Annotated in this window: 25 protein-coding genes and 3 tRNA genes; 8 read left to right on the top strand and 20 right to left on the bottom strand. The window is 64.8% G+C overall.

Features of this window, described 5'->3' with window-relative positions:
• Positions 1-76: 76 nt before the first annotated feature.
• Together P0204_RS08875 and P0204_RS08870 are read right to left on the bottom strand one after the other, a co-directional pair.
• The gene (locus P0204_RS08875) at positions 77-826 is read right to left on the bottom strand and encodes a hypothetical protein (RefSeq protein ID WP_276178321.1); all 750 of its coding nucleotides are present in this window, start codon (positions 824-826) and stop codon (positions 77-79) included.
• A 211-nt stretch (positions 827-1037) separates the two neighbouring features.
• Positions 1038-1110, bottom strand: a tRNA-Arg gene (locus P0204_RS08870).
• A 133-nt stretch (positions 1111-1243) separates the two neighbouring features.
• Between P0204_RS08870 and P0204_RS08865 the strand changes: the two genes are divergently transcribed.
• From P0204_RS08865 to P0204_RS08850, 4 genes are all read left to right on the top strand, one after another.
• Positions 1244-1717, top strand: a complete 474-nt coding sequence (locus P0204_RS08865) for a hypothetical protein (RefSeq protein WP_276178319.1) — start codon at positions 1244-1246, stop codon at positions 1715-1717.
• Between the two features lie 159 nt (positions 1718-1876).
• Positions 1877-3319, top strand: coding sequence for a single-stranded DNA binding protein (locus tag P0204_RS08860; RefSeq protein ID WP_276178317.1), 1443 nt, complete (start codon positions 1877-1879; stop codon positions 3317-3319).
• A 104-nt stretch (positions 3320-3423) separates the two neighbouring features.
• Entirely contained in the window at positions 3424-3861 is a 438-nt protein-coding gene (locus P0204_RS08855; protein WP_276178315.1) for a histone, read from the top strand.
• Positions 3862-3867: 6 nt separating this feature from the next.
• A complete protein-coding gene (locus tag P0204_RS08850; protein WP_276178313.1) occupies positions 3868-4875 on the top strand; it encodes a histone deacetylase family protein in 1008 nt (335 codons plus the stop codon).
• Here P0204_RS08850 and cca read toward each other — a convergent pair.
• A complete protein-coding gene (cca, locus tag P0204_RS08845; RefSeq protein WP_276178311.1) occupies positions 4854-6206 on the bottom strand; it encodes a CCA tRNA nucleotidyltransferase in 1353 nt (450 codons plus the stop codon). The two genes, P0204_RS08850 and cca, sit on opposite strands and share 22 nt — an antisense overlap.
• A gap of 95 nt (positions 6207-6301) precedes the next feature.
• Between cca and P0204_RS08840 the strand changes: the two genes are divergently transcribed.
• Positions 6302-6374, top strand: a tRNA-Asn gene (locus tag P0204_RS08840).
• 168 nt (positions 6375-6542) lie between these two features.
• On the top strand, positions 6543-6740 hold the full coding sequence (locus tag P0204_RS08835) for a hypothetical protein (RefSeq protein WP_276178309.1): 198 nt from the start codon (positions 6543-6545) through the stop codon (positions 6738-6740).
• A 280-nt stretch (positions 6741-7020) separates the two neighbouring features.
• On the opposite strand, the gene P0204_RS08830 is transcribed toward P0204_RS08835, so the two are convergent.
• From P0204_RS08830 to P0204_RS08815, 4 genes are all read right to left on the bottom strand, one after another.
• Positions 7021-7093 (bottom strand) — tRNA-Arg (locus P0204_RS08830).
• A gap of 50 nt (positions 7094-7143) precedes the next feature.
• Positions 7144-7722 carry a 2Fe-2S iron-sulfur cluster-binding protein gene (locus tag P0204_RS08825; RefSeq protein ID WP_276178307.1) on the bottom strand — a complete coding sequence of 193 codons (579 nt, stop codon included), beginning with the start codon at positions 7720-7722 and terminating at the stop codon, positions 7144-7146.
• Between the two features lie 156 nt (positions 7723-7878).
• Positions 7879-8775, bottom strand: coding sequence for a phosphogluconate dehydrogenase (NAD(+)-dependent, decarboxylating) (gene gnd / locus P0204_RS08820; protein WP_276178305.1), 897 nt, complete (start codon positions 8773-8775; stop codon positions 7879-7881).
• A 49-nt stretch (positions 8776-8824) separates the two neighbouring features.
• Positions 8825-9889 carry a Brp/Blh family beta-carotene 15,15'-dioxygenase gene (locus P0204_RS08815; RefSeq protein WP_276178303.1) on the bottom strand — a complete coding sequence of 355 codons (1065 nt, stop codon included), beginning with the start codon at positions 9887-9889 and terminating at the stop codon, positions 8825-8827.
• Between the two features lie 119 nt (positions 9890-10008).
• Between P0204_RS08815 and P0204_RS08810 the strand changes: the two genes are divergently transcribed.
• The gene (locus P0204_RS08810; protein ID WP_276178301.1) at positions 10009-10326 is read left to right on the top strand and encodes an SHOCT domain-containing protein; all 318 of its coding nucleotides are present in this window, start codon (positions 10009-10011) and stop codon (positions 10324-10326) included.
• 106 nt (positions 10327-10432) lie between these two features.
• Entirely contained in the window at positions 10433-11530 is a 1098-nt protein-coding gene (locus P0204_RS08805) for an aminopeptidase (protein ID WP_276178299.1), read from the top strand.
• A gap of 15 nt (positions 11531-11545) precedes the next feature.
• Here the strand turns inward: P0204_RS08805 and flaJ are convergent, their stop codons facing one another.
• The 13 genes from flaJ to P0204_RS08740 form a co-directional block, all read right to left on the bottom strand.
• Positions 11546-13291, bottom strand: a complete 1746-nt coding sequence (gene flaJ, locus P0204_RS08800; RefSeq protein WP_276178297.1) for an archaellar assembly protein FlaJ — start codon at positions 13289-13291, stop codon at positions 11546-11548.
• 1 nt (position 13292) lies between these two features.
• Positions 13293-14966: a type II/IV secretion system ATPase subunit gene (locus P0204_RS08795; RefSeq protein WP_276178295.1), complete on the bottom strand. Its 1674-nt coding sequence runs from the start codon at positions 14964-14966 to the stop codon at positions 13293-13295.
• Positions 14966-15730, bottom strand: coding sequence for an archaellum protein ArlH (arlH, locus tag P0204_RS08790; RefSeq protein ID WP_276178293.1), 765 nt, complete (start codon positions 15728-15730; stop codon positions 14966-14968). The genes P0204_RS08795 and arlH overlap by 1 nt, the downstream gene beginning before the upstream one ends.
• Entirely contained in the window at positions 15727-16197 is a 471-nt protein-coding gene (gene arlG, locus P0204_RS08785; RefSeq protein ID WP_276178291.1) for an archaellum stator protein ArlG, read from the bottom strand. Before arlG ends, arlH begins: the two co-directional genes overlap by 4 nt.
• A 1-nt stretch (position 16198) precedes the next feature.
• The gene (arlF, locus tag P0204_RS08780) at positions 16199-16642 is read right to left on the bottom strand and encodes an archaellum stator protein ArlF (protein ID WP_276178289.1); all 444 of its coding nucleotides are present in this window, start codon (positions 16640-16642) and stop codon (positions 16199-16201) included.
• The gene (locus P0204_RS08775; RefSeq protein WP_276178287.1) at positions 16626-18254 is read right to left on the bottom strand and encodes a FlaD/FlaE family flagellar protein; all 1629 of its coding nucleotides are present in this window, start codon (positions 18252-18254) and stop codon (positions 16626-16628) included. Before P0204_RS08775 ends, arlF begins: the two co-directional genes overlap by 17 nt.
• A gap of 256 nt (positions 18255-18510) precedes the next feature.
• Entirely contained in the window at positions 18511-19032 is a 522-nt protein-coding gene (locus P0204_RS08770) for a chemotaxis protein CheD (protein ID WP_276178285.1), read from the bottom strand.
• Positions 19032-20249, bottom strand: coding sequence for a chemotaxis protein CheC (locus P0204_RS08765; protein ID WP_276178283.1), 1218 nt, complete (start codon positions 20247-20249; stop codon positions 19032-19034). The genes P0204_RS08770 and P0204_RS08765 overlap by 1 nt, the downstream gene beginning before the upstream one ends.
• Positions 20250-20609: a chemotaxis protein CheY gene (gene cheY, locus P0204_RS08760; RefSeq protein WP_276178281.1), complete on the bottom strand. Its 360-nt coding sequence runs from the start codon at positions 20607-20609 to the stop codon at positions 20250-20252. It abuts the gene before it with no gap.
• A gap of 86 nt (positions 20610-20695) precedes the next feature.
• The gene (locus P0204_RS08755; protein ID WP_276178279.1) at positions 20696-22642 is read right to left on the bottom strand and encodes a hypothetical protein; all 1947 of its coding nucleotides are present in this window, start codon (positions 22640-22642) and stop codon (positions 20696-20698) included.
• A complete protein-coding gene (locus P0204_RS08750) occupies positions 22639-23118 on the bottom strand; it encodes a hypothetical protein (RefSeq protein ID WP_276178277.1) in 480 nt (159 codons plus the stop codon). Before P0204_RS08750 ends, P0204_RS08755 begins: the two co-directional genes overlap by 4 nt.
• 45 nt (positions 23119-23163) lie before the next feature.
• Positions 23164-23730 (bottom strand): DUF7500 family protein, encoded by a 567-nt coding sequence (locus tag P0204_RS08745; protein WP_276178275.1) that lies wholly within the window; start codon positions 23728-23730, stop codon positions 23164-23166.
• Positions 23731-23799: 69 nt separating this feature from the next.
• On the bottom strand, positions 23800-24444 hold the full coding sequence (locus P0204_RS08740) for an archaellin/type IV pilin N-terminal domain-containing protein (protein WP_276178273.1): 645 nt from the start codon (positions 24442-24444) through the stop codon (positions 23800-23802).
• Between the last annotated feature and the right edge of the window lie 73 nt (positions 24445-24517).

The raw sequence follows: 24517 nt of genomic DNA, 5'->3' as shown, positions 1-24517 counted from the left end.
CGGGCAAAAGGCTCCGGCTCTCTCCGCCTGTCATGTATCTGCTCGAACGTCGGCAGTCCTCTCACGGCCGACAGCGTCAGCGCCGCTCGGCGAATCCGACGCCGCCGAACTGTCGAGCCCAGGTTCGGTCCGGCGCCTTCCAGAGGAGCCCCGCTTCGTTGTCGGCCGGCCGCGGAAACGTCGCCAACGAGCCGTCCGGAACGGACTGGTCGGCCGACACCTCGTCGGCGAGTTCGTGCCAGGGGTCCGCTCGCTCGCCGTGCAATACGAAGAGGTTCCGCGCTGTCGGCGCACGCTCGTCACTCCCCTCGTATCGCACGCCGACTGTCCCTTCGGCTACCGGATTCGACTCGTCGTACGAGTTGTACGAGACCGGTTCGCCGTTGACGTAGGGAGCGTCCGGAACCTCCTGAACGTCGCCGTCCGTCTCGCCGATCTTCGAGAAGGAGTCGGCTGTGACGGCCATCACGGGCATCCGGTTCCGGGCCGACGAGTTGAGCGCCAGGGGGGCCTCCGCTTCGACACAATCACCGATCTCGATCACGTCCTGATTGATCTGCTCGTCGGCATAGCGGGCGATCAACTCCAGCTTCTGGCCGCTCCCGTCGCTGACGAGGACGCCCAGTCCCAGATGTTTCACGACGGTTCCCCGGACGGCATAGCTCGTCTCACCGATCCGCCAGCCACCGTCCTGTGGTGTTCCGAAGTCGCTCGGGAGACTGGCGATCTCGTCCGCGCCGGGATTGCACGCGGTTCCGCCCCCCAGGCAGCCACTCGCCGCCGCGATACCGGCCGAAACAGCCGTCAGCGCGTCACGTCGTTTCATGCTCTTTCGGGTGCTACGACTACTGTGGGTATAATACCTATATATTTATGCCGGAATAAAAAGCTCCGTTAGCAGCGATACACCGTGGCGTTCGATCGGTCGACACCGACCTCACGGACCGCTCGCTGTCGCTCGTGGTGTGATGTCGACAGAAACGTCCGGCCGGAGTTCCACGCGAGCGTGGAGCACGGCCGGTCGTGAACGCAATGAACGTCCGGACGGAGATTTGAACTCCGGTCCCTGGCTCCGCAAGCCAAGAGGATAGTCCACTACCCTACCCGGACTCGTATGAGAGGACGGTGGTGGTACTCAAAAGGGTGACGGTTCGCTTAGGCCCACGAGACGGGGACACACGACGCTGCAACACGAGTTTCAGCGAACACAAGGGCCTTTATTTCGTGCGTGCTCTGAGAGTATATGGATCGCCGCACGATGCTCCGGTGTCTCGGAACCGCGGGTGTCTCCCTTTTGGGTGGCTGTCTCGGCGGTGGGCCGGCCGACGACACGCCGACAGCGACGACCGACCGCTCGGTCGTCGTCGAGACCGTCGACTTCGCCGTTCTGGGCCGGATCGATGGCCAGCAACGGGACACGGCGACGGTCTCGACCGACGACTCGACCGTCAGCGTTACCGGAACCATCTGGGGCCGAAACGGCTGCCGGACGGCAGCACTCTCGGGGGCGACCTACGACCAGGGCTCGGGGGAGCTGACCGTCGCCGTCGAGACGGCAGACAGAACCGCCGAGACGGACGTCGCCTGCACCCAGGCCATCGCCGAGATCGAGTACCGGGCAGTCGTCTCGCTGTCTCACGGACTCCCCGACACCGTCGTGGTCACCCACGACCACGGCGACGGACCACAGGAAGTCACGCGTACGAGCGGCCAGTAACAGCCTGCCCACCGACCGCTTCCGACGCCGACGTTTATATGCGGTGCCGGGACCAACCCCGACGATGCGCTCGAACGCGACAGAACCGACAGAGAACGGTACGATGGCCGGCCAACGACAACGCTTAAGCGCGGTCCATCCCTGCCTCCCATAGATACGATGGGCGCGATAGAGGAGATCTACGCGGACGTCGAGGCCGACGTTTCCGAGGAGAAGTTCCGGGAGGCCGTCGAGCAGAAGGTCGAGCAGATGGGGGGGCTCGCCGACGAGGAGACGGCCGCGATGCTCATCGCTCACGAACTCAGCGAGGGCGAGGTCAACTCCGTCGCCGACATCGAACCCGGTATGGAGGAAGTGAAGTTCCTCGCGAAGGTCATGTCGGTCGGCGAGTTGCGCACGTTCGAACGAGACGGTGAGGACGAGGACGGACGCGTGATCAACGTCGACGTCGCCGACGAGACCGACAGCGTCCGCCTGGCCTTCTGGGACGAACAGGCCGTCTCGATCGACGAGGGACAACTGACGGTCGGCGAGGTCCTCCGGATCAAGGGTCGACCGAAGGACGGCTACAACGGCCTGGAGGTCTCGGTCGACAAGGCCGAACCCGACGACGAAGCCACCATCGACGTCGACCCCGCCGGCGGGTCGACCATCGACTCGCTGACGCTCGGGCAGGGCGATGTCACGCTCCGCGGGCTGGTGCTGGATACGGACTCGATCAGGACCTTCGACCGGGACGACGGCAGCGAGGGCCGCGTCGCGAACCTCACGCTGGGTGACGAGACCGGACGGGTCCGGGTGACGCTGTGGGACGACCGCGCGGACCGCGCCGAGGAGCTTTCCGCGGGGACCGCCGTCGAAGTCGTCGACGGCTACGTCCGCGAGCGCGAGGGCTCGCTCGAACTCCACGTCGGGGACGGTGGTGCGGTCGACGAGATCGACGAGTCGGTCGCGTTCGAGCCCGACGCCGACGATATTACCGCCGTCCAGATCGGCGAGACGGTCGACATCGCCGGCGTCGTCCGATCGGCGGACCCGAAACGGACTTTCGATCGGGACGACGGCGGTGAGGGACAGGTCCGGAACATCCGCGTCCAGGACGGTACGGGCGATATCCGAATCGCACTGTGGGGTGAGAAAGCCGACAAGGAGATCGGGCCGGGTGACGAGGTGCTCGCCGCCGATGTCGAGATCCAGGACGGCTGGAAAGACGACAAGGAAGCCTCCGCGAACTGGGCGTCGACGGTCGTCGTCCTCGAAGACACGGTCGACGTGACCAGCTCCGCGGGTGGCGACGAGGAGAACGCGGGACTGGGACAGTTCGCCGATGGCGAGGCGGGCAAAGACACCCCAGCGTCGGGGACCGAGGCCGAGGCCGATTCCGGGTCCGTGGCCGATGCGTCGGCCGACGGTGGCTCGGTCACCGGCCAGCAGGTCGAGTTCACCGGCACGGTCGTCCAGACCGGCAATCCGATCATCTTGGACGACGGGACCGAGACCCGGACCGTCGAGACCGACGAGCGTGTCCAACTCGGCCAGGAAGTCACCGTCCGGGGACACTCGACCGACGAGGACCGCATCGACGCCGACGACGTGTTCTGACAGCCCGTTCACGCCACCTGATAGCCCGGTCTCCACTCGACGGCTCTGCGCCGACCAACGCCGCTACGGAAACCCTTAAGACCGCAACACTCCCGAATGTGGGTATGAGTGTCGAGCTACCGTTCGCGCCGGTCGACGCCGTTATCCGGCGAAACGCGGACGGGCTGCGAGTGAGCGCCGAGGCGGCCGAGGAACTGGCGCGCAGGATCCAGACACGTGGGTCGTCGCTTGCGGTCGATGCGGCCACCGAGGCGACCACGGACGGGCGAAAAACGTTGATGCCCGAGGACTTCGGCGTCGATCAGATCCCCGACAAGGACGCGCTCGAACTACCAGTGGCACCGGTCGACCGTATCGCTCGGCTCGATATCGACGACGATTACCGGGTGTCGATGGACGCACGCGTCGCGTTGGCCGAGCTTCTGGAGGCGTTCGCCGACGACACGGCGACCGCCGCCGCGACGCTCGCCCGACACGCCGGCCGACGGACGATCAAAGGCGAGGACATCGAGGCGTACTTCGAACTCGCGCAGTACTACTGACTCTGAATGAACTTCGGCTACCGCGAGGTCTGTCTCGACCACGACACCGGCCCGCGCCATCCCGAGAGTCCCGACCGACTCCGGGCGGTACGCCGTGCGCTCAAGGACCGCCACGGCGTCGAGTACGTCGCTGCCAACGACGCGGACACGGACCTCGTCAGGAGCGTCCACGACAGCGATTACATCGACGAGTTCCGGGTCTTCTGTGACGACGGTGGGGGAAACTGGGACGCCGACACTGTCGCCGTCGAGGCGACCTGGAGCGCGGCGCTGGCGTCGGCCGGCACCGCGGTGTGGGCCGCCGAGGCCGCACTCGGTGGGCTCGACGGCCGTGACACCCCCTTCGGGCTCGGTCGGCCACCGGGCCACCACGCGGTCGAAGACGACGCGATGGGGTTCTGCTTCATCAACAACGCCGCCGTCGCCGCACAGGCCGCCCTGGAACGCGAGGCCGACCGGGTCGCGATCTTCGACTGGGACGTCCATCACGGCAACGGTACCCAGGACATCTTTTACGACCGTGGGGACGTCTTCTACGCTTCGATCCACGAGGACGGGCTCTATCCCGGCACCGGTGCTATCGAGGAGACCGGAGCCGGTGACGGCGAGGGGACGACCCTCAACGTCAAGTACGAACCCGGTGCCGACACGACGGATTACCTGGCGGCGATCGACGACTGTATCGCGCCGGCGATCGCCGACTACGATCCCGATCTGTTGCTCATCAGCGCCGGCTTCGACGCCCACGAACACGACCCCATCTCGCGGATGCGGGTCACGACGGAGGGGTACGGCGCGATGACCCAGCGGATGCGGACCTTGGCCGACGACTGCGGTGCCGGTCTCGGGTTCGTGCTGGAAGGCGGCTACGGGCTGGACACGCTCGCGGACTCGATCACGACCGTCCACGAGGTGTTCGACGGGTACGAACCCGTCACCCCAGACGGCGAGGTCGACGAGGACGCCCGCGCTGTCCTGGACGAACTGGCCGCTCAGGGCTTCGGATCGAAGTAACGAGCCAGGTCGACGCCGAAGGCCGGGACGAGCGTCGTGAGTTCTTGGCCGACAAGACAGTCGTAGCCGTCGTCGAGTGCCGACTCGATATGTGGACCCAAGCGCACGTCGAAGACGGCGTCGCTGTCGAGGAAGTCGGCGGCAGTCGTAAACTCCCGCTCACGTTCGACGACGTATCGGTCGCCGTCGACGAACGGGCCGGCAACGTCGGCGTCGGCGTAGGACTCGTAGAACCCCGCTGCGTGCTGGCGGACGTGGACCGGCGGCCCCTCGTGGCGCTCGACTGCCGGCCGCTCGGCAACGGCCAGTTCAACGAGTAGCACCGACCGGTCGTCGGCAAAGGCCGCCGACCGGAACACGTCGAATCCCCGCCGTTCCAGTTCTTCCGTCAGTCCGGTCAGGGACTTCTCCAGTTGTGGCCAGAGTTGGTCCGCGACGACGTCGGGCGTCTCGAACCGGAGGGCGACCGGCGTCGTCCCGCGGCGCTCGATGGCTGTCCGAACGTCGTCGATATCGTAGGGCTCGGGTTCGCTGGCGGTGAACAGCGACTCGCGTGGGTCCCCGAGCAGGTCCCGAGCGTAGTGCTGAAGCCGCGCGACGTTCCGCGCCGAGCAGACCGCCGCGACGTTGCGTTCGGGATCGGTCGGGTCGACGACCACGAGCGGGTCGTCGAACGCCGCCTCGGCGTGGTCCTCGGGGTCGAACTCGACCGGCGGCTGCCAGTCGGCTGCCGCTTCCACGAACGTCCGGAAGCCACCGTACTCGACGATCAAGAGCTCCGTCAGGTACCCCGAGAAGCCACGCGTCCGGAGGTCGCTCCCGTAGACGCCGATGCCTTTCAGGAACTGCTTTGTGACCCGGACTTCGCCGGCCAGACGGTCGTCGAGTCGGCTCTCCAGATACCGGGTGTGGAAGGGTGTGCGGTCGACGGCCGACTGGATCGCGGTCGCGTCGGTCACGTCGTAACAGGGGACCAGATCGACGGCGTATCCGTCGACCTCGCCGACGACGTAGGGATGTTCGGCGTACTCCTCGCGACCCTCGGGCACCACTGCGTGACCGACCTCCAGGCCGTACGCCTCCAGCGTCTCGCGGTCCAGTTCCGGCGGGAAACAGACGAAGACGTCGATATCTCTGTCCCCAGCGGTCCAGGTCCCGCGGGCGGTCGAACCGACCTGGACGATCTCGGCCGTCACCGGGAGGTCCGCGACGGCATCGGCTGCCCGTCGCCGGACTTCGCTGGCGACCCGCTGGAGGCGGGTGCGCTCGTCGTCGTCGGGCGAGACCCGCTCGCGGACCCGCTCGACGACGGCGTCGAACTCGTCGCTCATGTCCCGCGGTACTCACAGAGTGCGTGAAAGCGTGTCGATGCGCGCCGGAAGCGAAAGTCCTAATTACCAACTCCAGCAAATCACGGATGCAGCAAGCCGCCGTAGCTCAGTTGGTAGAGCACCTGGTTGTTACCCAGGTTGTCCCAGGTTCGAGCCCTGGCGGTGGCGCTTCTCTCGATTCGACGCCCGACGAGCGACGCCAGGGAGGTCCCTCGCCTGCTACGGAGCCTCGCACAGGCTACCCGGGCGGACCTCCAGTGACCGGCCGTCCGATCTAAGTTGGCACTCGGGGGAAAAACCATTACCGTTCGCCAGAACCGTCTAGTGTGACCCAGGATGCCACGTAGACTCCGCTGGCTCGCGGTCGGCGTGCTTCTGTTGGGCATCGTGCTGATCGGCGTCGGCGGCATGCTGACGACTGCACAGTTCATCCAACTGGCTCCCATCCCCGATGGCGAGTTGGCGGCCGTGTTCCTGATGGCGCTCGTGAGTGTCGTGGGCGGGTTCATCGTTTACCGACGCGTTCTCGATTGATCCGCTTGCCGAGGCTTTCGTCTCACTGTTGTTTCTCATGGCTGTTTCCCCAGAACGCGGAGCATGGGGGACGGTCGCCTCGCTCGGCGCTGCGGCTCCTCGGGTTCAAATCATCGCTGTCGGTTCGCTCACCGCTCGTAAAACTCGGGTTCGCTGTACGGGCGGCGAGGGATTTGAACTGGAGGAAGGCGGTCGCCTCGCTCCGCTCGGCGCTGCGACTTCCAGAGTTCAAATCCCTCGGTCCCGTTGCTGCCGCTCACGAATTGTTCGCGACAAGCAACGGGCGGCGAGGGATTTGAACCCCCGACCATCTGGTCCGGAACCAGGCGTTCTGTCCGCTGAACTAGCCGCCCTCGATACGCCGTACTGGATAGCTCGTCTTAACGGTTGTGAACGTCGGTAGTCAGGGGGACTCGCCGGTCTCGATGCTGAACTCCGCGGTGGGGTAGGCGACACAGGTCAGGCAGTAACCCTCGTCCATGTCGTCGTCCATCAGCGAGTCGTTCTGACTGTGCCGGATGTACTCCTCGGCGGGGCCGTCCTGGATCTGACCGGAACAGGAGATACACTGGCCCTGCCGGCAGGCGTAGGGGAGGTCCCAGCCCTCCTCTTCGCCGGCGTCGAGGATGGTCTCGTTGTTGGCGACCTCGATGGTCTCGCCCTCCTTCTCGAACTCGATTTCGTAGTACTCGACCTCGTCGTCGGCGATGTCGTCCGGGTCGAAACCGGCGTCTTCCTCTTCTTCCTCGCCTTCACCGAGTTCGCCGGCCTCGCCGGCGGGGATCGCTGCGGCACCGCCGCCGCCGATCGACCGGTTGTACGGTTCGGGGAAGTCCGTCTCCGGAACTGTGGCAGCGCGCTGTTCGAGGACCTCTTGGGAGATGTCCTCCGGGGCCTCCCACCCAGTCCCTTTCGCGTAGTGAAGGGCCACTACGATGAGGGTGAGAGCGGCCCCCGCGCCGATACCTACGAGTTCAACCATGTGCGCGCCTATGGAGTACTGATTTAATTAGCTGTTGTTTCAGTGCCCGTACCGACACCGCAGAATGACGGGCGGTTCTACCACGTCCGGGGTGCCGCGGGGGGACCGACGACCGGAGTCCACCCGCGGATCGCGGTCATCACGGCGCTGGGAGTACTACCGCCGCGGCACGTCGTGGCGACCGAAGCCGTACCGGAGCCGACTCGCCAGCCGCCGCGAGAACCGGCCGTCGTCGGCCCGCGAGCCGAACCGCTCGGCCAGCGCCTGGTAGAGCAACGGGACCGGGATCTCCTGTTCGAGGGCTTCCTGGACGGTCCAGGTGCCTGTCGAGCCACCCTCGACACGGTCGGCGACGTCGCCCAGATCGTTCCCCTCCTCGCGGAACGCTTCCTCACACAGTTCCAGGAGCCACGAGCGGATGACGGCGCCGTTGTTCCAGGTGCGCGCGACGGCCTCCAGGTCGAGGTCGTAGCGACCGTTCGCGAGCAGTTCGAACCCTTCGCCGTAGGTCTGCATCAGCGCGTACTCGACGCCGTTGTGGACCATCTTGACGTAGTGACCGGAGCCGGCCGGTCCCATCCGGTCGTGGCCGTCGGGGCCGGTGGCGACGGCGTCGAAGACCGGCGTGAGTTCCTCGTAGGCCCACTCGGGGCCGCCGACCATCAGCGAAAAGCCCAGTTCGGCCCCTGCGGGGCCACCGGAGGTTCCACAGTCCAGGTACGCGGCGTCGGTCGACTCCGCACGGCGAACCGAGTCCTCGAAGTAGGAGTTGCCGCCGTCGACGATCACGTCCGCGTCGTCGACCACGCCGTCGAGTTCGTCGAGTGCGGCGTCGACCGGGTCGCCGGCCGGCACCATCAGCCAGATGCGTTTCTCCTCGCCGAGGCTGTCCGCGAGGTCGGCGATACTGTCGGCCGGGCGTGCCCCGGCGTCGGCGGCGTCCGCGACTGCTTCCTCGTCGATATCGAAGACGACCACGTCGTGACCGTCGTCGAGGACACGGTCGACGACGATCCGGCCCATCCGTCCGAGTCCGATGACGCCAAGTTCCATACCGGCAGGTCTACGAGCGGGCAGGTAGGGGTTCCGGTTCCGACCGTGATCAGGGGACGAACCAGATCCCCTGCTCGCGGTCGAACCAGGCGCCGACGACGACGTGTGGCAGGGCGATGATCGAGACGAAGACGCTCCAGAAGGCGACCCCACCCACCAGCGGCGAGGCCGTCCCCAGCGGGTTCGGCGCGAACCGGTACAGCAGGCCCGCGATGGCGAAAGTCAGGACGGCCCCGGCCAGCAGCAGTCCCCAGGTGACCAGCGCGATCCGCTGTGGCTCCTCGAACTCCAGCAAGTCCGGGCCGCCGGTCCCGCGTCGGTCGTCGACCGCGATGTCGCGGCCCACCTGCCGTGTCGAGTACCACAGCGGGAAGTAGAGCCCGACGGCGACGACGACCGGTACGACGGCGAAGTACGCGCCCAACAGGACCGTCTCGCCCGCGTCGGCTACCCAGGACCGTCCGCCACCGCGGACGTAGCCGAGTCCGACGTGTGTCATCGCCACCAGTGCCCACCCGCCGCCGACGAGCCAGCGAGTCGTCCCGAAGTAGGCGGCGTAGTCGGCCAGCGCACCGGGATCGAAGATCGCGACCATGTAGTGGCTGAAGGCCTCGAAGACGCCGGGCCAGCAAAACAGCGGTACCGCCATCACCGCACCGCCCCGGACAGCGACGGCGAGCGCCCGCTGGAACCGTGTGTCGAGGTGATCGGTCCCGGTCGTCGCATCGAGCACCCGGAGCCCGCCGTGACCCCCTTTCGCGACCGCGACGCCGATCGCCAGCGCGAGCCCCGCGACCGGGGCGAGGACGAACAGGCCGGCGAACGCGGCGACGAGCGCGAGATACAGCCCGAGATAGTGCCACCGGAAGGTGAGTCGACGGCGCCGGAGGTTCGCGAAGTGTTCGTAGCCCCCGTGGGGGAGATTCAACGCGACCATCCCGAACAGATAGATCCCGGCCTGTGTCGGCAGCGACAGCGAGACGCCGGCCAGCCGCAGGGCACCGAAAGCGAGTGCCACCGCCACCAGCGCCAGCCGCGAGATAGTCAGCGGACGGTTCGTCGACTCGAAGACGTCCAGGACCGGACGGACTCGGGTCGGGACGGCCGTACTCATATCCGACCGTTAGGACTGGATCGGGGTCAGACAGGGGCCGCGAAACTGTGGTGGTTTTTGTCGACCCGATTAGTGAGTACTCACTCAGTTTTATGTTGCTCCAGCCAGTACCCCGTCGTATGGAGACGAACGACGACATCGCGACCGGCGGTCTGGTCACTGGCACCATCTCCCTGCTGATTCTACTGGTCGGACTCGGCAGCCTCGCGCTCGGGGTCTCCTGGGCGTGGATCGCTTTCCCGATCGGGTACGGCGGGGTACTCCCGCTGACGCTGGGCGTGTTGCGAACGCGGTCGGCGGCCGGCGACCGATCCGCCGAGACGCAACCGACTGAGTCGACCCCGGTCGCGACGCTTCGTGAGCGATACGCCCGGGGTGAGATCGACGAATCGGAGTTCGAACGCCGCGTCGAAGGGTTGTTGGAGACCGAATCGTGAGCGGCCGGCTCGGACCCCCGACGAACCGGGCGTGGACGCCCCGGTTTCGGGTGGAACCGACTGCCGGGACGGTACGTTTTCCACGGCAGGGCGCGTGGACGTTGGCATGGACGAACGCATCCGTGAACACGCACGGGTTCTGGTCGACTGGAGCGCCCGCATCGACCCCGGCGACGACGTCGTCGTCCGGGTCGACGAGGGTGCCCACGATCTGGCAGTCGCCGTCGCCGAACGACTGGGTGAGTGCGGCGCGAACCTGCTCTCGGTCTACGACAGCGACGAGATCACTCGCGCGTATCTGCGGGCCTCCGACGGCGAGTTCACGACCGACCCGGAGTACGCGCTGGCACTGTACGAACGGGCCGACAGCGTCCTGTCGCTGTCGGGGTCGAACAACACCGCCGGCAGCGCAGACGTTCCCGGGGACCGACGGCAGGCCTACGCCAAGGCCCGCGCGGGCATCCGAGAGGCCCGACTGGACACCGACTGGGTATCGACCCAGCACCCCACGCGGGCCATGGCCCAGCAGGCCGGCATGGCCTACGAAGCCTACGAGGACTTCGTCTACGACGCGACCCTTCGTGACTGGGAAGCTCTGGCCGAGGAACAGGCCCGCCTCAAAGAGATCCTCGACGACGGCAGCGAGGTCCAACTGGTCGCCGACGGAACCGACCTCACCATGTCCATCGCCGACCGGATCGCGGTCAATTCGGCGGCGAGCGTCGCCTACGACTCGCATAACCTCCCCTCCGGTGAGGTGTTCACCGCACCCGAGGCCACCGAGGGCGTCGTCACCTTTGACGTCCCCATGACCGTCCAGGGCAGGCGCGTCCGGGACGTCGAACTGACCTTCGAGGACGGCGTCGTCGTCGACTGGGACGCCGAACAGGGGGCGGCCGTGATCGAGGAGGTGCTCTCGACGGACGAGGGGGCCCGCAGACTCGGCGAACTGGGGATCGGCATGAACCGCGGCGTCGACCGCGTCACCGACAACATCCTCTTCGACGAGAAGATGGGAGGGACCGTCCATCTGGCGCTGGGGCGGGCCTACGACGCCTGTCTCCCCGACGGTGTGGCCGGCAACGACAGCGCGGTCCACGAGGATCTCATCACGACCATGGGCGATGGGTCCCGACTGGAAGTCGACGGTGCGGTCGTCCAGCGTGACGGGCTGTTCCGGTGGGAAGACGGGTTCGAGAGGTGACCCGCCGGCGACGGCTCAGATCTGGAGGAACTGGGTCACCAGCCACTTCGTGAACGTCCCCGTGATGGCGCCGATCCAGCTGAGGATGACGAAGTGCATGAAGGTGTTCGCCTTGTGGCCGCCGTCGACGGTCCGGATCATCAGACTGGACAGCATCGCCGAGAACATGATGATGATGACCAGTAGGAACTCGATCAGCGGGATGTTGTAGACGCTGGTGTTGATGAGCGAGTTGACGTCCAGCCGGCTCCCGGCGTTGAGATCCAGCGACATCTGTGCCAGGATGTTGACGACCTGTAAGCCGATGAAGAAGGCGAACGTCGAGGCCGCCGTGATCCCGTACAGTAGCCCGATCAGCGTCGTCGCGGCCTGCTTTCGCTTCTGGCGCAACTGGAGCACTTCGTTCATGTTCTCGGCGATGAGCTCACCGAGCTGTTTGGGCGAGCCACCCATCTCACGACCGATGAGGTACATCTCCGAGAACGTCTGGATGAGATACGAGCGACAGTCGGCGGTGAAGTACCGCCAGGCCGCCGTCGGCTCGATGCGCATGTTCAGCCGCTTGTAGAGGTCGTTGATGTTCTGGGTCAGCGGGCCGAAGTCCTTCTTGCGCAGCGTCCGCAACACCTGCCCGGTCGTCGACTGCTTGGCTCCCTCGGTGGCTCCGAGCGCCCGGATGAAACTGGGGAACTCCTGGTCGCGGGCCTTGATCTTCTGCTCTTCCTGCCGGAAGACGATCCCGGGAATGATCATCGGCGTGATCGGGACGGCCGCGTAGAACGGCAGCGGGACCTGTGGGAACATGAAGAGGAGGTCGTTGAGTCCGACCGGCGAGAGACCGGTCATCCCGCCCAACGAGAGACAGAGCAACAGCATCGATAGCCCGACGCCGACGTACATCGACCGGTCGAGTTTCGCTTTGATCGGCGAGGGGTATTCGACTGGGTGGAACCACACCGGGTCGTAGGGTGCCATCGACCGGATCGCCAGGAAGAAGCCCGACTGGACGAACACGAACATCACGATGACGGCGCTGACGGTCATCGTCGGGTTCGTTCCGGTCAACACGGGCAGAACGACCGCGAACACCAGCGCGAACGTCATCGAGAGGATCATCGACAGGTAGAGGTCTTTCATGACCTCCAGGCTGTCCAGCGAACTCCGGTAGACGGTGGTGTAGTGCTGGATGATCTGTCCCTGCTCGGAGAGGAGGTAGTCCTCCAGGGACTGGCCGGCCCCGAGCGTGTAGGCCAACCGATCCAGGAAATCGGCGACGGCGTCGCTTGGCACTTCCTTGGCCCGGCGCCGACAGGCGTCGTCGAGGCTCTGGTTCCAGGTGTCGACCAACTGGACGATGCGGTGCATCTCCATGGCGAGTTCGCCGTACTCGTCTTCCTCGGCCAGGGTGCGAAACACCTCCATCCGGTCGATCTTCGTCGTCGCCAGCACGGTCATGTGCGTGACCATCAGGTGAAACCGGTTGTTGAGTTCGCTTTTCCGCTGGCTCAGCAGTATCTTCGGGTAAAACACCGCCGACGCGAGCACGAGAAGGCCAAGCAGCGGGATCGGCGCGCGGATGGTAAGCGGGACCGGCAACAGGAGTCCCGCACCGATCGTGATGAGAAAGAACACGATCGACGGGACGAGGATGTAGGTGAGATACCGTTCCAGGGGGATCTCCATCTGGCGGTAGGACTCCGCCAATCCCTGGACGAATTCGGTGATCGTGAGGTCTAATCCCTCGGCTTCGCTCTGGGCCATGTCAGTCGGGTCGGGTCATGTTGAAGGGAATCCCCTCGATGCCGTCGCGCTGGAAGTCACTGATGAAGTCGTTGACCTCGTGGTAGCCGGTGATCCCCTCCTGGATCGCACGCCTGATGATGTCGGCCCGGAACTCCAGGTCGTCGTAGATGTCACGCGTGTCCTCGTACCCGAGCAGCGTCGCGATCTGCTCTTCCAGTACGAAGGAGTTGTTCATCCCCTGGAAGACGATCTCGTCCTCGACGGGGTCCCAGTTGAACACCTGCCGGGTGACGACACCGTCCATCTCCTTTGAGTACCCCTCGATCTCCTGGACGGAGGTGACACGGCGGAGGACGTCGTCGCCCTGCTTGACGCGGTTCTGGAACAGCGCCACGTCGGCCACGTCCATGAACGTCTCGGGGACGTTGATGGGTTCGCCGGTAAAGCGCTGGATCATCGAGACGATGTCGCTGGCGTGGAAGGTCAGCATGACTGGGTGACCGGTCTGGGCGGCCTGGAAGGCCATCCGCCCCTCCTCGCCACGGACCTCGCCAACGATGATGTAGTCGGGGCGCGAACGGAGGGCGGCCGCGACCAGGTCGAACATGTCGATGCTGGTCCCCTCGTCTTCACCCTCACGGGTGAGCAGTTGCTGCCAGGTGTTGTGTGGCGGGAGCACCTCGGCGGTGTCCTCCGCGGTGTAGATCTTGGCGTCGTCGGGGATGAACGAGGTGATGGCGTTCAGCGTCGTCGTCTTCCCGGACGCGGTCTCCCCGACCACGAAGACGGTCTGTTCGTTCTCCAGACAGAGCCAGAGATACGCCGCCAGTTCCGGCGAGAGGGTCATCCACTTCGTGATCTGGAAGATCGACAGGGGCACCTCGTCGCCCTGGCGGATGGTCAGCGAGGGGCCTTTCAGCGAGACGTCGTCGGAGTAGATGAGGTTCAGACGCGAGCCGTCGGGCAGCGTCGAGTCGACGATCGGGTCGGAGTCGGAGACGGGATCGCCCATCCGCTCGCCCATGTTTCTGAGCCACTGGTCGAAGGCCTCCTCTGACTCCCACTCGACGGTCGTCTCCAGCATGCCGTAGACGCCGTGGTCGACGTGACACTCGCTGCGGCCGATGACGTGGATATCCTCGTTGGCCGGGTCGCGCATCACCGGTTCGAGCGGTCCGAGGCCGACGATGTCGCGGTTGAGCCGGTAGAGGATGTTCTCGTAGGTCGACTGGGTGACCTCGACGCTGCCGACGCTCGTGAGGTTCGACAGCCGCGTGAGCACCCCGTCGTTCCCGTCCTCGTTTTTGACCGTCGTCGTCTCCTGGAGCAGTTCCTCGATCCGGTCGTCGTACTGGGCCTCGCTCTCGGGGGCAGGCTTGTTGACGCTTTTCTCCAGCAGGCGGTTGCGGACCTTCCCGAAGACGACCTGTTCCTCCTCGTCGAGTTCCGGTTCGATGGCGTAGTATTTCTTGTCCTGACCCACGTCACCGTACACGTGACAGAAGATGGGGCCACCGACGGGATAGAGGACGTTCGGCCGGTCGGACTCGTAGTCGCCGTCGGCCTCGTCGATGAGCATAGGGAACTCCCCGGTGATCTGTTTGAACTTCTTCAGGTGGTCACGCAGGTGTGGTCGTCGCGCGGCCATCTGTCGCAGTTCGTCGGATGGTTTGGCTCGTCCGTGGTCTGTCATTATGCAACACTCCTGGATTCGATGACGATGCCGGTTCCCGACCGTACCGAGAACCCGATGGTGTCACCGACCTGTTCGCCCATCCCCGCGAACCGGAGGACGTTGATCTGTCGGCGCACGTCGTTGCCGACCTCGATCATCTCCAGCTCGATGAACACGTCGGCGATGGCCCGGAACGGGCCGATCGCTTCCTCGTCCAGCGTCGAGGGGTCGACGGTCAACATCACACACTTGCCCTGGGAGATCACGTCCCGGAAGTAGGAGATGACCTCCAGAGCGGCCTGGCGTTCCTCGTTCTGCCGGACCAGCGCCTCGAACTTGGGGTCGTTCCGGAGGATGGCGTCGAACGTGTCGATGATGATGACGTCGCTGTTCCACATCACGTCGGCCTCCATCAGTCGCTTGAGCAGCTCCTTGCGGTCCTCTTCCTCCTGGTTGTTGCCGGTCAGGGCGTTCGATTCCCCGATATCGGCGTGGAGGAAGAGGATGTTCTCGTCTAAGATGTGATCGACCATCCCGTAGGACAGCGAGTGCATCTGATCGAGGAAGCTCCCGACGGTCAGCTCCGTCGAGAGGTAGGTCACGTCGATCCCTTCCTCGCAGAGGCCGTAGGCGAACCGCTGGCTCATCGCCGATTTCCCGGCCCCGTAGTCACCCTCGACGAGGATGATACTCCCGGGCGGGATGCCACCGCCCAGTTCCTTGTTCAGTCGGTCGTGATCGTCCAGTCCGAGCGAGAACAGATCGTTGCTTGCGAGACTCATGAGCGGAACTCGAACACCTCCTCGTCGCCGTTGACTATGACCTTGACGCGGTGGTCACCGCTGGCCTGCCAGTTGGCCAGTGCCGCGGTCGAGATCTCCAGGCGGACCACGTCCCCTTGGTTCCAGGAGAGCCCGCCGTCCGGCAGCAGAGTCACCGTGTAGACGGTCGCGAACTCCCCGTCGACGAACACGTCGAGTTCGCCCGGATCAGCCGCTAATCCCTCCGAACCGGTGTTTTTGACGTGGAGCGTGATGTTCTGGTTGCCGTCGCTGTTGTAGACCGCGTCGGAACCGCTATCCGAGATGATCTCGATGTCGGTCCGGACGTCGCTGCTGACGTCTAACCCCTGTTCGGAGACGGCACTACTCAACTGTCCGACGGTATTGGTGAACACGCCGGCGACGCTGGCGGCGATCATCATCGAGGCGATGAAGATGATCAGATGCGAGACCGACACGCTCGCCATCTCAGCTCACCACCGTCGTCTGTCCGGTCGCGGCCACGCCCGGTCCGGTGACGAGTTTGACCCGCCCCGGGTCGGACGAGACCCCGGTCGCGCTGATCGTCAGCGTCTCGCCGGGGAGCCAGAGGTCCGTCGTGGTCGAGCCGTCGACCTCCGTCCCGTAGCCGCTCAGATACTGGTTGTCGGCCAGTACGTCGACGGCTTCGACCGACAGTTCCGTCGATCCGGTGTTGTCGACCGTGATCTCCAGTGACGCTGCGGTGCTGTTGTACACCACTGTCTGGATCTCGATGGCGGTGTTTTGTTGTTCGAGGGTCTGGTCGGCGCTGGCCTCCCGCGCGTCGTTGACGGTCTCGAAACTGTTGGCCGACGCAGTGTAGAACATCCCGAAGCCGATGAACGCGGCCACGAAGATGAGCGCCGCCGAGCCACTAACGCTGAAGCCCATCGGAACCACCTCCACGGACGAGCTTCGAGAGCGCGACGCCCTCGGCCCCGCTGTCACCGTCGAGCTGTGCGATGTAGGTCAGGCTCTCGGTGTGGTGGTCGATCGTCAGTGGCTCGCCGCTGTCGTCGACGTCGTCGAACCCTTGGAGGTAGGTTCGCAGGTCCGCTGCGACGGCGGCGTCGATCCAGTCGATGGTCTCGTAGTACTCGATCGCTCTGGTCGCCTCGCGGTATCCCGATTCGCTGACCAGGAACTCCAACCACTCGACGATGATGAGCTCCGACCCGAAGCCGTCGGGGAGGGTCGACAGGTACGGCTTTCCGCTCCCGTCGGCCGAATCGTCCTCGCTTCGGGTCTCCGTCTCGGATTCGGTCGAGGCCGTCTCCGCCTGGGCCGGCTCAGACTCGGGGTCGGGCTCCGGTTCGGGATCTGGTTCGGTGGCAGGCTCCGGCTCAGGCTCGGTGGCGGGCTCGGACTCGGTCGTCGGTTCGGCCGACTCCGCTGCCGTCGTCTCTTCCGGCTCGTCGTCGATGACCTCGTCGAAGAGGTCGTCGTCTTCGAGGCTCTCCTCGTCTACCTCCATGCCGTCGTCATCCGCTTCGAGCATACCGTCGTCCATCGAATCGTCGGTCAGCATCTCGTCGTCCATCCCGTCGTCGAACAGCTCCTCGCCGTCGTCGTCGGCGTCCGGCTCCTCACCCTCTGCCCAGTCGGCGTCACCGGACTCGTACTCGTCTTTCAACTCGGCGAAGGACTTGCCGCCGTCACCGCCGTCGTCCCCGTCGTCCGCTTCCATGCTGTCGTCTGCCTCTAGTCCGTCGTCCATGCTCATATCCTCGTCCATCTCCATACCGTCGTCGAACTCCTCGTCGAACGCGCCGCCGTCGTCATCGAAGTCGTCCCCACCCTCTTCGGGAAACATATCGTCGACGTCGTCGCCGCCACCCATCCCCATATCGCCGCCGTCGTCCTCGACGAGGTCCTCGTCGAAGAACCCCTCGGCGTCGGCGTTGGCGATGTCGTCGTCGAGTTCAGCCTCGTCCTCTCCGCCGTCGTCGTCGAACAGGCCGAACGAGCCGTCACCGTCCATTCCGCCGCCCATCCCGGCGTCGACGTCGTCGGCGAAGGGATTGACGCCACGCGTGACCATCTCGTAGATATCGAGCAGTTTCCGGACGTTTTCTTCGACCTCCTCGACGGATTCGGAGATGCTCTCGTTCTCGGTCCGGACGGTGTTGACCGTCGAAGAGAGGCTCCCGACCTCGTTTTCGAGTTCGTCCAACCGGTGTTCGAGTTCGTCGGTATCCGGGCCGGTGGCGTCTTCCATATCGCCGAACTCGTCGTCACCGAACCCACCCATCTCGTCGTCCTCGTCCTCGAAACCACCTAGCCCGCCGAGGTCGTCGTCGCCGCCGCCCTCCTCGGCCATCAGCCCGCCGCCGTCGGCCATCCCGTCACCGTCGTCGCCGTCGTCGTCGTCGCTCCCGTCGTCCGACAGGATCGAGTCGAACATGTTCTTGATGCTCATGCCGACCAGCCCGCCGGACAGAAGCACCACCAGCGCTGGCGCGGCGAGATCCGCGAGCGCCGCGACGAGAGCGGGACTGTTCATTCTCTCTGAGAGATGGCCTCAGATACCCTTCAATATTCCGTCTAGCCTATCACAAGTGATAACTCTGGAGTTACTAGGGCGAGAATAACCTAAATTCAATATACTGGGGGGTGGATAAATCAACACACCTCCGTTTCTGTTGGAGATATCTGCGTTTCGAGCGGTTTCCGAGCGCGCTTCCGTCTGCCGGTTGGCTGCCACCTGTCAGACACGAATCCGACAGAAAACGCGGAACCCATTCGACAGTTCTCAAAACTTACAGCGTCGTCGACTCCGTGTTCGCGCTCTTGACCACGAGGTCGCCGCTGTCGGCTTTCAACTGGATCGATCGGCCGTGGTCACCGCCGATGTCTTCACCGATGATCGGGATGTCGTACTCGTCGAGAGTCGCCCGTACCTGCTTTGCGTTCCGAGAGCCGATCGAGGAGCCGTTCTCCGAGAAGTCGAGCATATCGCTCCCGCCGGCGATCTTCGCTTGTACCGAAGCGATGTCCGCGCCGGCCTGTTCCAGCGCGTCGACGAGGGTTTCCACCCCGGTATCGGCGAACTTCGCACTGGCCCCTCCCTCGACGTCCTCCGCGGTCGGGAGCATGACATGGACAAGCCCGGCGGCACCCGAACTCTCGTCGTACAGCGCCACCCCGATACACGAGCCGAGGCCACTGGTCGTCAGTATTGCGGCGTCTGTCGTCACTTTGTACTCCGCGATGCCGACTTTGATCCGTTCCGGCGCACTCTTCTTCGTTCCGTTCGTCTGGCTCCCGTCGTAGACTTTCATTATTCGAATATCTGTTCCACGCTTGCGTCCGTTTTGTCGGCTCTCTCGACGTCCAGGTCCTCCAGTGCTTCCCGTAGTTCTTTCTCGTTGGGGAGTGCGTGAATCTCCGCAGCGAAGTCGACGTCGGGCGTGTGCATCTCCGAATCGATGATGAACGCGTGTTCCTGGTGCTGGCCGACCTGTGCTGCCAGGGGATCGACGATCGCCTGCCCCATGTCGTGGACGAGACGGGGTGGCGTGTGGTCGACGGAGGTCTGGAGAACGTTCGCCCAGCCATCGACGAACCCGCTGGTCATGATGTTCCCCAGTTCCTCGATAGCGGCCTTGTGTTGGTCGGTCAGTTCGTCGCTGTCCATCTCGACCGGCATCATCGCCTCCGCGACGGTGACCGCCGACGCCTCGTCGAACAACACCAGCAAGTAGCCGCTGGGGACCCCGGTGAACTCGACGACCGTCCCGACGTAGGTGTCGGTCCCGATCTGTTTGGGCACGTCGGTGATCGGGGCGAAACTGATCTGTGTCACTTCCGCCTCGGTCTCGATCCCGGTCATCATCTCGACGTTACTGGCGGCCTGTTCGGTGCCGCTCTCGGTCATCTCGTTGAACGTCTCCAACTTGTCGATCGGAATGGCGTCGCCGTCGGTGTCGGCGTTCGACATCATCGTCTCCGTGAGCGACTCGTACTCGGGGAGCATGTAGATGTAGAAATTCACCGACTCGCTGACCCACTCGATCTCGGACTTGAAGACGAACACCTGGTCGTGGGCGTCGTGCTCGGGCGCTTCCGGCAACACGTCGGCCCCCGATTTCTCGATGTAGACGGGCGGCGAGTGATCGATCGTCGCACCGAGATAGTCGGCCCAGCCGTCGATAAACCCGCTCATCATGATGTTGCCGATCTCCTCGACGCCGCTCTGTGCCATCGCGTCGTCGCTTGCGCCACCGGGAACGAGCGCCTCGACCATGGTGTCGGCGGAGTCGGCGTCGAACGCGAGGACCGTCTCTCCCTGCATGACACCGTCGAAGTCGAACTGAACGCCCACGAAATCCGTTCCTTTCAGCTCCTCGCCCACGTCGGCCCGCGGGACGAGCGTGATCTTCGTCACGTCGACGCTCGCGTCGATACCCGTCATCTGTGCCATCGACGCCGTCGCTTGCTGCGCCCCCTCGTGTGCGAGTTGGTTGAACGTACCGAGCGACTGGATATCGACGTTCATCTATGACGGGACGACGTCCTCGATTGCCTCCATCACGCTCGGTTTCTGGAACGGTTTGGTGATGTAGCCGTCGGCGCCAGCCTTGACGGCCTCTTTCATCTTCTCTTCCTGGCCGACGCTCGTACACATGATCACGTTGGCCTCGGGGTTCGACGTCTTGATCTCGTCGGTGGCTTCGATCCCGTCCCGGATCGGCATGACGATGTCCATCATCACCAGATCCGGGGTCTCCTCTTTGTACACTTCGACAGCCTCGACACCGTTCTCGACCTCGCCAACGATGTCGTGGTCTTCCTCCAGAATCTCACGCAGGAGGTTACGCATAAATTCCGAGTCGTCGGCTATCAGTACGTCTGGCATGACTTATCGAACCGTAGATACCGGAATGAGCTAAATAAAGGTGTCCCGTAAATTATCGCGTCTGATACCGCACTACGACACGGTGATCAGACTGTCGGTAGGCCGGCTGCGACGGCCCGAACCACGGCCAGTGCGTACTGCCCGTATCGGAAGTAGACGAGTGCCGACAGGACCACGTACGAGGCACCGACGCCGACGGCCGACGCCCCACAGACCGCGACGAGCCGTCTGTCGACCCGTCGCGGTGTGAGCGTCCGGGCGACGACCGCCGCCGCCCAGCCGATCGCCGACAGGAACGCGAGGAGCGCGTGTAACTGCACTGCCTCTCCGAGTGCGAGCGACAGCGTCGTGATCGCGCCGAGCATCCCGGCTGTGGTCAGAGCGAACCAGCCCAGCGAACCGCCCGCCTGCAGCCGCCAGTCGCTCTCGATCCCGGCACGGACTGCCGGTAGTCGGACGACACCGTAGCCCAGCAGCGGGACCACTGGATGGAGATACCGGACGGTGAGCTGGCTGAAAAGCGGGAGTCGTGGGAGATAGACGATCGCCAACACCGCCGCGAGCGCACAGACGAGCAGGTCGGTCTGTCGAACAGGGGAGAGCGTCCACGGGCGGGCCGACCGCCGGATGCGTTCGGTTCCGTCCCGAACCCGGCGGGCTGCGGCCACCGGAAGCGCAGCTACGGCACCGGCGATCGGCATCGCCTCCAGCAACGCCAGTTCGACCACTTCGTAGCCGTTGATCCGGTATTTCACCCCGGCGATCCGCCCGCTCCGGAGGAAGATATCGATCAGCCGCTCGGGCTGGCCGAGCACACCGAGGCCGCCAACGAACGACCGGCCCGCGAACTCGTAGACGAGGCCGAAGAGCGTCACGACTAGCGGCAGGAGACGATCCACTGTCGACGGCTGCTCCCCACTGTCACTCCCACCGTCTGGATCGGCCACCGGTTCGGATTCGCCCACGTCCTGTTCGGGCGGCGTCTGCCCGTCGGTCTGGCCGGTTTCAGCGTTCGGTAACACCCGAGGCGGTTCTGCGGGGTTCCCGGAGATGGCGTAGTTCGTCGCCAGCATCGGCGTCAGCGCCAACAGGAGGACGACACCGATCACCAGGAGCCGGCGGGGACGGGGCCGACCCCCGGTCAAGAGGTCGACGGTCCCCAGGACGACGACCAGAAAGAACCCCTCGAAGGCGTGTATCCACGTGACTAACCCGGCCAGCGCGTACGCACCGGCCCGAGCCCGCATCGCCGCTTTGCCCTCGCTGTGACGGCTCACTGCGAACGCGTAGACGACACCGACGACCATCGCAGCCACCAAGGTGTGTCGCTTCGGGATGGTCGCCCAGAAGCCGACGGGCGTCGCGAACCCGGTAGCCAGTCCCGCCGCCAGCCCGGTCCGTCTGCCGTGGACGAGCGTCACCAGCCGATACACCAGGAGGCCGAGCGTCGCGGCTGCAAGCAGCGTCGACAGTTGATACCCCACCAGTGCGAGCTGGTCCGGGCCCAGATCCGTCGCCGTACGGAGCGACGCGACGAACCACGCGAGGACCGCAACTGACCCGAGCGTGATCGTCCAGTCGCGGTCGAACCGCTCCAGTCCAGCCACGGTCCGAACGAACGCGAGCCCACAGAGCGCCCACAGCCCCGGGAGAACTAGCCCAGGATCGACGACGGCCGTACTCGCTTCCAGCAGCCAGACGAACGGGACGGCGAGCGCGAGCTGTCCGTAGTTGCGGCCGTACAGCCTCCCGTCGACCTCGTACATCCCCGGTAACGATCCCAGCGACAGCGAGTATCGAACCTCCGTGACGTGGAGCTGTCCGTTCGCTAGCGCCACGAGGGCGTTGGCCGTGGCGTACGTATCCTGGATGAAAAAGCCCACGCGCCAGGTCAGCCCGAACGCGAGCACGAGCCCCAGCCAGAGCGCCAGTCCGTACCGATCGTGGAACACCCACCGCTTGCTCCGACGGACCCGGTCGGCCAGTTGGTGACTGGTGTTGCCACCCGATCTCGCGTCGGACTCCCCTGTCATGCCTGCACCTCTACGGTGACGTTCTGTCGCGTGACCGTTCGATCGACCGAGAAACTCTGGACACGAACCGTTACAGTCGCTGTGATCGTCCCCCGTTCGAGACTCCCCGACTCGATTCCCTGGTCGCCCGGATCGACCGCGTAGGTTCGTGCGGACTCGGTCACCAGGGCCGTCGAGACAAGGTCGATGCCTGCCGACGGAACCGCCACCAGATAGACTAGGCGCGGTCGCCCGGTCACCTCACCGACAGTCACCCTCGCAGTCGGCACTCGAAGGTACGACACGTCGGTTCCGAAACGACCGGCCGTCACCCGGAGCTCGCTGTCCTCGATGTCGACGGCAGCGACTGTCGCGTCCCCTTCGCCGAACGAGTCCGGCGAGCTACGGGTCACGTCGAGTCCGATCAACGGACCGGTAACGACGAGCGCGAGCGCGACCATTGCGGCAACGAGTGACGGGAGCGACCGGGGTGTCATCGCCTGCCGAGACAACTATCGGGGCCGGGAATAAATCCCTCGGCGTCAGAGTTCGATCCCGTCGTCGTCGACTGCTTCGATGAGGTCGGCGATCGTATCGTCGGGCGAGAGTTGGGTCGACCGTAACAGCGTCTTGATGCTCTCGGGCGGGTATCGAACCGGCACGTTCGACTCCGAGAGCAGAATACCCAGTACGTCTTCGACCGGGGTCGAACCGTCCATCTGCCGCCCGTACCAGAGCATAAAGCTCTCGAAAACGGTCACGATGTCGTTCGAGACCAACTGCTGTTGGTCGACTTCGCCGTCGAACTTCGCGGTCACGTCGAAGCCGTACCGGGCGTTGGAGTCGTCCATCTGCTCGGCCAGCCACTCGTGGACGTTCGCGTCGGTGAACTCCGGCGTCGGGTCGGGTTCCGGCTCCGGGGTGGGTTCCGGTTGGGGGTCAGCTGTGTTCGCGGCGTTCCCGTACTTCTCGTCGGTCCGCACGTCCGAGGAGACGACGTACCGCCCGTCGTCGATCTGTGTGACGTGTTCGTCCTCCGCGATGTCGAGCTCCTCGGGGGAGAGAATCTTCCCGTCCTCAGGGTTCGTGTCGTCTGACCCCTGTGCCATACACTACACTGTGGCAAGGAGCGGTATAACTCCGTCGGCGGGAACGAAACGAAAAGAGCCGGGCGCAGATTACAGGGTGACCGCGGAGTTACCGGACAGGGTCTCCGGAGCGACGAGGCGGACGGTCGAGGTCCCACCGGACTGGGTGTTCATTTGGATGGTCGCAGTTTCACCTTCACCGAGGCCGTCGCCGTCGTAACTGGCGTCGTTACTGTCCGTACGGATGTCGTCCACGTCGAAGGTAATCGTCGCTCGGTCGGCCGGGTCGTTGAGGACCTGGCTGTCTGAGATCGACGAGTCGTCGTCCTGCACCCCGTCGACGCTGAACGCCGTCGAGTTCGGCGCATCGGTATTGCCCGTGTTGTCGCCATAGGTGAGATCGTACGAGCCGGTCGTGTCGACCCACTGAGCGATGGTACTCCCGAGGTCGATGTTGGCCGCACCAGGCGCTTTCTTGACCGTCACCTCGACCAGGTCGACCGTCTTCGCGTCACCGTTGATTTCGGTACCGACGGTGTTGACGACTTCGAGGCGGTTGGTGACTTGGTCGCTACTCTGCTGTCCGGTTTCCTCGGCGCTGCTCTGGAGGAAGCCGGCGGTGTTGATGAGGACGCCTGCGGCGATAGCGGCGACCAGCACCATCGCGATGAACACGATGAGGGTACCGATCCCGACCTGCCCGCGGTCGTCGTCATCTGAAGATTGCATGAACATTGGTTTGTCCGGGTCTGTCTGACCCTACTGAATACAGTTTTCTCACTGGTAATAATAGCTCTCCCGCAAATTT

This window comes from Haloarcula halophila (genome assembly GCF_029278565.1).
Taxonomy (GTDB): domain Archaea; phylum Halobacteriota; class Halobacteria; order Halobacteriales; family Haloarculaceae; genus Haloarcula; species Haloarcula halophila.
This window is presented reverse-complemented; position numbering and strand designations above follow the sequence as displayed.

Bases quoted from the DNA above. Each gene is read 5' to 3' on its own strand.
- P0204_RS08875 (WP_276178321.1), bottom strand. From the start codon at position 826: ATGAAACGACGTGACGCGCTGACGGCTGTTTCGGCCGGTATCGCGGCG.
- P0204_RS08865 (WP_276178319.1), top strand. From the start codon at position 1,244: ATGGATCGCCGCACGATGCTCCGGTGTCTCGGAACCGCGGGTGTCTCC.
- P0204_RS08860 (WP_276178317.1), top strand. From the start codon at position 1,877: ATGGGCGCGATAGAGGAGATCTACGCGGACGTCGAGGCCGACGTTTCC.
- P0204_RS08855 (WP_276178315.1), top strand. From the start codon at position 3,424: ATGAGTGTCGAGCTACCGTTCGCGCCGGTCGACGCCGTTATCCGGCGA.
- P0204_RS08850 (WP_276178313.1), top strand. From the start codon at position 3,868: ATGAACTTCGGCTACCGCGAGGTCTGTCTCGACCACGACACCGGCCCG.
- cca (WP_276178311.1), bottom strand. From the start codon at position 6,206: ATGAGCGACGAGTTCGACGCCGTCGTCGAGCGGGTCCGCGAGCGGGTC.
- P0204_RS08835 (WP_276178309.1), top strand. From the start codon at position 6,543: ATGCCACGTAGACTCCGCTGGCTCGCGGTCGGCGTGCTTCTGTTGGGC.
- P0204_RS08825 (WP_276178307.1), bottom strand. From the start codon at position 7,722: ATGGTTGAACTCGTAGGTATCGGCGCGGGGGCCGCTCTCACCCTCATC.
- gnd (WP_276178305.1), bottom strand. From the start codon at position 8,775: ATGGAACTTGGCGTCATCGGACTCGGACGGATGGGCCGGATCGTCGTC.
- P0204_RS08815 (WP_276178303.1), bottom strand. From the start codon at position 9,889: ATGAGTACGGCCGTCCCGACCCGAGTCCGTCCGGTCCTGGACGTCTTC.
- P0204_RS08810 (WP_276178301.1), top strand. From the start codon at position 10,009: ATGGAGACGAACGACGACATCGCGACCGGCGGTCTGGTCACTGGCACC.
- P0204_RS08805 (WP_276178299.1), top strand. From the start codon at position 10,433: ATGGACGAACGCATCCGTGAACACGCACGGGTTCTGGTCGACTGGAGC.
- flaJ (WP_276178297.1), bottom strand. From the start codon at position 13,291: ATGGCCCAGAGCGAAGCCGAGGGATTAGACCTCACGATCACCGAATTC.
- P0204_RS08795 (WP_276178295.1), bottom strand. From the start codon at position 14,966: ATGACAGACCACGGACGAGCCAAACCATCCGACGAACTGCGACAGATG.
- arlH (WP_276178293.1), bottom strand. From the start codon at position 15,730: ATGAGTCTCGCAAGCAACGATCTGTTCTCGCTCGGACTGGACGATCAC.
- arlG (WP_276178291.1), bottom strand. From the start codon at position 16,197: ATGGCGAGCGTGTCGGTCTCGCATCTGATCATCTTCATCGCCTCGATG.
- arlF (WP_276178289.1), bottom strand. From the start codon at position 16,642: ATGGGCTTCAGCGTTAGTGGCTCGGCGGCGCTCATCTTCGTGGCCGCG.
- P0204_RS08775 (WP_276178287.1), bottom strand. From the start codon at position 18,254: ATGAACAGTCCCGCTCTCGTCGCGGCGCTCGCGGATCTCGCCGCGCCA.
- P0204_RS08770 (WP_276178285.1), bottom strand. From the start codon at position 19,032: ATGAAAGTCTACGACGGGAGCCAGACGAACGGAACGAAGAAGAGTGCG.
- P0204_RS08765 (WP_276178283.1), bottom strand. From the start codon at position 20,249: ATGAACGTCGATATCCAGTCGCTCGGTACGTTCAACCAACTCGCACAC.
- cheY (WP_276178281.1), bottom strand. From the start codon at position 20,609: ATGCCAGACGTACTGATAGCCGACGACTCGGAATTTATGCGTAACCTC.
- P0204_RS08755 (WP_276178279.1), bottom strand. From the start codon at position 22,642: ATGACAGGGGAGTCCGACGCGAGATCGGGTGGCAACACCAGTCACCAA.
- P0204_RS08750 (WP_276178277.1), bottom strand. From the start codon at position 23,118: ATGACACCCCGGTCGCTCCCGTCACTCGTTGCCGCAATGGTCGCGCTC.
- P0204_RS08745 (WP_276178275.1), bottom strand. From the start codon at position 23,730: ATGGCACAGGGGTCAGACGACACGAACCCTGAGGACGGGAAGATTCTC.
- P0204_RS08740 (WP_276178273.1), bottom strand. From the start codon at position 24,444: ATGTTCATGCAATCTTCAGATGACGACGACCGCGGGCAGGTCGGGATC.